This window comes from Phaeobacter sp. HS011, from assembly GCF_018101215.1.
Taxonomy (GTDB): Bacteria; Pseudomonadota; Alphaproteobacteria; order Rhodobacterales; family Rhodobacteraceae; genus Phaeobacter; species Phaeobacter inhibens.
This window is the reverse complement of record NZ_JAGEUF010000018.1, coordinates 1-3891: the sequence shown is the minus strand read 5'-3', so window position 1 is coordinate 3891 and position 3891 is coordinate 1. Positions and strand designations below refer to the sequence as shown.

The window sequence follows — 3891 nt, the reverse complement described above, 5'->3', positions numbered from 1 at the left end:
AACCTGACTAAGCGGTCGGAGAAGTCGCCAAAACCATGGTGACTTAACTCAAATTTATCTCTTCTGGGCATATCTTCGCGAATGTACGCGCACAAAGCCGTGCGTGTTTTGCTGGAGAACCGGTCACATGCAGTTTCGTTCGTTTAATGCTCCTGATCCAAATGCGCCTGATCGCCCATTGGTGACGGTTTTCTGTGCTGTTTGGCATAAGCAGCCCAACAAGTTGGAATTGTTGCGCTCCCATTGGGCGAATCTGAAGGCGCAGTCGATTCCGGTGGAGCCTTGTTATATCTTTGACAACGGCGACGTTGCTCCAGATTGGCTGGAGGCTCCCTGGTATAGCTTCGACGCGCCTCTGACGATCTACGAAGCCTGGTCAGCGGCAACGGCATTGGCACAGACCAACTACATCATGAACCTCAATATGGATGATCGGCTGGCCACCAACGCGGTCCAAGCGATGGTGGCGACAGCTGCTGCCACCAAATCGACATTGGTGGGTGGCGAATGGCTGGTAAGCTTTGATGAGAGCCATTTGGAACAGGAGTTTGTGGTTGAGGACCTCTGGAAGACGAGTTTCGTCGCCGACTGGCCGCCCAAGGCACAGGCTGACCTGCGGCTTGGCAGTGGTACTGCAGAGCGGGGGACCTATGGGCCGGCGACGCTTTGGAACCTGAAACAAGTGGGGCAGTGGTACCCCAGCTATTTCGGCAACCAAACGCCGATCAAATCGATTGGAGACTCGATTTTCTGGCAAATGCTGTCCAAGAATAACTGCAAATTCACGCGCATTCCTATGATCGTCGGCCGGTATTATTCAGACGAGGACTCGCAAGCCGAATTTCGGCCTCATCAGGACAATGATCATCTGCGCGCTCATGGTGTCAGTCTGGTTTCCTTCGCAAACTTCGTCCTTTCAGGTGATTTCTCGAAGTGGCCGGGCTTAGATCCTGAGCCCGTTGTTCCGGAACGCGGACCGCGTAACAAGATCGAACAGGCCAGTGACAAGTTGGCCGCTCAATTCCGCGCTATGGGGCTTGGGGCACAGTGCCCGTCACAGTCGGTTGCGGTGCAGTAACCATGTCGAGACGTATTTTCCTAACCGGTAGCGGGGGGGTCGTGGGACGCCATGCTCTGAGGGCACTGGAGACGTTAGCACCTGATGCCGAGGTGTTGCGAAACACCGCTGATCTGACCAATCCGCATGAGGTTGCACAGGCCATCGAGAGAGCTGGGCCGCTTGATCTGGTTATCCACCTTGCCGCAATGGTGCCGGTTCAATCGGTTCGCGCAAATCCGGGCGCGGCCTTTGCGGTGAATGCCGGTGGGGCGATTAACCTTCTTACGGCGCTTGATGGCAGCCCGGCACGGATGCTTCTGTGTTCGTCCAGTCACGTTTACGCAAGCCAGGAGACACCGCTTCGAGAGACCGACACAACTGAGCCGGTGTCACTTTATGGTCAAACAAAGCTCATGTCGGAGCAGGCTGCGCGGCAGATTTGTGCCGCGACTGGTCGATCGCTGTGCATCGCACGGCTATTTTCAATCCACGATCCCGACCAAACCGGAAGCTATCTGCGCCCAACACTTGAGAAGCGATTTGCAACCCATTCACCAGAGGCGCCGTTTGAATTGCATGGGGCTGGCAGTCGGCGCGACTTTCTTCCGGCGTCTGAGGCTGCGCGCCTGATTACTGAACTCGCGCTTTCTGAAGCCGAGGGTCCGGTCAATGTCGCGTCTGGTAACGCGGTGACTGTGGCCGACTTTGCACAAGCAATCGCTCCCTTTCCGCTGAATATACGGCCTGTGGGCCAAAATGACACGCTCGAGGCTGATGTGACGCGCCTGCGTGCGATCCTTGGAGAACGCCATGACTAAGACAATTTCCATCGTAATCCCGACGTTTAATCGTGCGGATATGTTGCCCAAAGCGATTGACTGCGCGCTTAATCAAACGGTGCCATGCGAGGTCATCGTGTCTGACCACGGGTCGATCGATCATACTGCACAGGTCGCTGCAGAATATGGCGATAAAATCACTTATATTCGCCGGGAGAAAGACTTTGGCCCGCATTTTTGCTGGCTTGAAGGCGTACTGCACGCCACCGGTGAATTTGTCCATCTGCAGTATGATGATGATTGGATCGCGCCGACCTTCATCGAAAAATGCGCGTCTGTCCTCAAGGAGGATGTCGGCTTTGCCTTTACAGGTGCGGAAGTCATTGACGACAAAACCGGCAAGCAGATGATGATGCAGTTTTTGGAATGGCTGCCGGAGACGGGAATTTTCGACAACCGCCTAGCGGAGGAAAACATTGTCGGCTCGCTCATCTCGCCGGGCGCGGCGCTGTTCCGGCGCCAGGTGCTGATAGATGCGCTCTATCAGGGGCGCCTTCCGCTCCAGAGCAGCGAATACCATGGTGTGGGCCCGGACATCTTTGCCTCGCTGTTGTCCATGCTGCGCTATCCAAAGGTGGGTTTTGTAAAGGAACCTCTCGCAAGTTTCCGCGCTCACGATGGATCGATCACGATCGATGCGCTGAAGGACAAAGAGAAAGCCGCCAATATAGCTGCCGCCTACAATGAGGTGCGCCATTACTATGTTGAGCTGAAGGCGATGCAAGCTGTGAGGGGGGCACAGACATGAAGAATTTTCAACCTCCCCGCCCGATCACCCTTGCGCAGGACACGATCTCGCGGCGTGAACTGCAGCAGACAGCGGATTGGATGATGGCTGGTAATCGTCTGACAAAGGCCGAGGAAACCGTCGCATTTGAGGAAGAATTTGCGGCCTGGATGGGCTCCAAACATGCAGTATTCGTCAACTCCGGCTCCTCAGCGAACCTGTTGATGATATACGCGGCACGCGAGGCAGGGCGACTGCGGAACAATAAGGTGATTGCTCCCGCAGTGAGCTGGGTCACAACCGTGTCGCCGCTCATTCAGTTTGGGTTCGATGTCAGGCTCTGTGACTGTGATCCGGTGAATCTGGGTCTGGATCTGGAACACCTGGAGCAGCTCTGCAAGGATGAGGCCCCGGCGATGCTGATCCTTGTGCATGTGTTGGGTCATGCCAATCACATGAAGGCGATCCAAGACATCTGTGACCGTTACGATGTGCTGTTGCTGGAAGACAGCTGCGAAGCCCTTGGTTCGGTCAGCGGTGGGCGCAAACTCGGCTGCCATGGTGCTGCGGGCAGTTTTTCATTCTACTATGGCCACCATATCTCAACGATTGAGGGCGGGATGGTGGTCACAGACGACAGTGAGCTGCATCAGGTCATGTTGTCGTTGCGCTCCCATGGCTGGAGCCGGGATCTGAATCCGACATTGCGGGATCAACTGCAGCTGGACCACAACATCGACGATTTCCGCAATCTCTATACCTTCTATTACGCGGGCTTTAATTTGCGTTCGACCGACTTGCAGGCATTCATAGGGCGGCAGCAGATTCTGAAACTTGACGATATCTGCCGCGTGCGGGCGCGCAATTTCGATACCTATGCCGAGGAATTGCACGGGTACTATTCTCAGGATAGCGAGACTGATCTGTTGTCCTCCTTTGCCTATGGCACACTGGTTGAGAATAGAATGGACGTGTTTGAGCATCTGAGGGCGCAGCAGATTGAATGTCGGCCGCTCATCTGCGGTAACATCGCTCGCCACCCTTTCTGGATTCGGCACTATGGGCGTGAGGTTTTACCAAATGCGGATCTGATCCATGACTACGGGATCTATTTGCCAAACCACCACAACCTGTCGACTGCGGACGTCCTCAGCGTCGCCGGTACGTTCAAAGCTGTGGCTCAGCCTAAAACCATGCGTGATCGTGCAGCCTGAGCTGTATGTGACGTCTGATCGCGAGAACAATGTATATGAGAATGCCAACTG

Annotated in this window: 4 protein-coding genes; all 4 read left to right on the top strand. The window is 55.1% G+C overall.

Annotation, left to right across the window (positions count from 1 at the left end; all coding sequences use genetic code 11):
- Positions 1–127 precede the first annotated feature (127 nt).
- From J4721_RS19610 to J4721_RS19595, 4 genes are read left to right on the top strand one after another with little or no spacing between them, the layout of a single operon-like run.
- Complete coding sequence (locus J4721_RS19610) at positions 128–1078, top strand: hypothetical protein (protein WP_076618648.1); 951 nt, start codon at positions 128–130, stop codon at positions 1076–1078.
- A 2-nt stretch (positions 1079–1080) separates the two neighbouring features.
- Positions 1081–1878, top strand: a complete 798-nt coding sequence (locus J4721_RS19605) for an NAD(P)-dependent oxidoreductase (protein ID WP_027248167.1) — start codon at positions 1081–1083, stop codon at positions 1876–1878.
- Complete coding sequence (locus J4721_RS19600; RefSeq protein ID WP_014873337.1) at positions 1871–2647, top strand: glycosyltransferase family 2 protein; 777 nt, start codon at positions 1871–1873, stop codon at positions 2645–2647. The genes J4721_RS19605 and J4721_RS19600 overlap by 8 nt, the downstream gene beginning before the upstream one ends.
- On the top strand, positions 2644–3840 hold the full coding sequence (locus J4721_RS19595) for a DegT/DnrJ/EryC1/StrS aminotransferase family protein (protein WP_102848494.1): 1197 nt from the start codon (positions 2644–2646) through the stop codon (positions 3838–3840). The genes J4721_RS19600 and J4721_RS19595 overlap by 4 nt, the downstream gene beginning before the upstream one ends.
- Positions 3841–3891 lie beyond the last annotated feature (51 nt).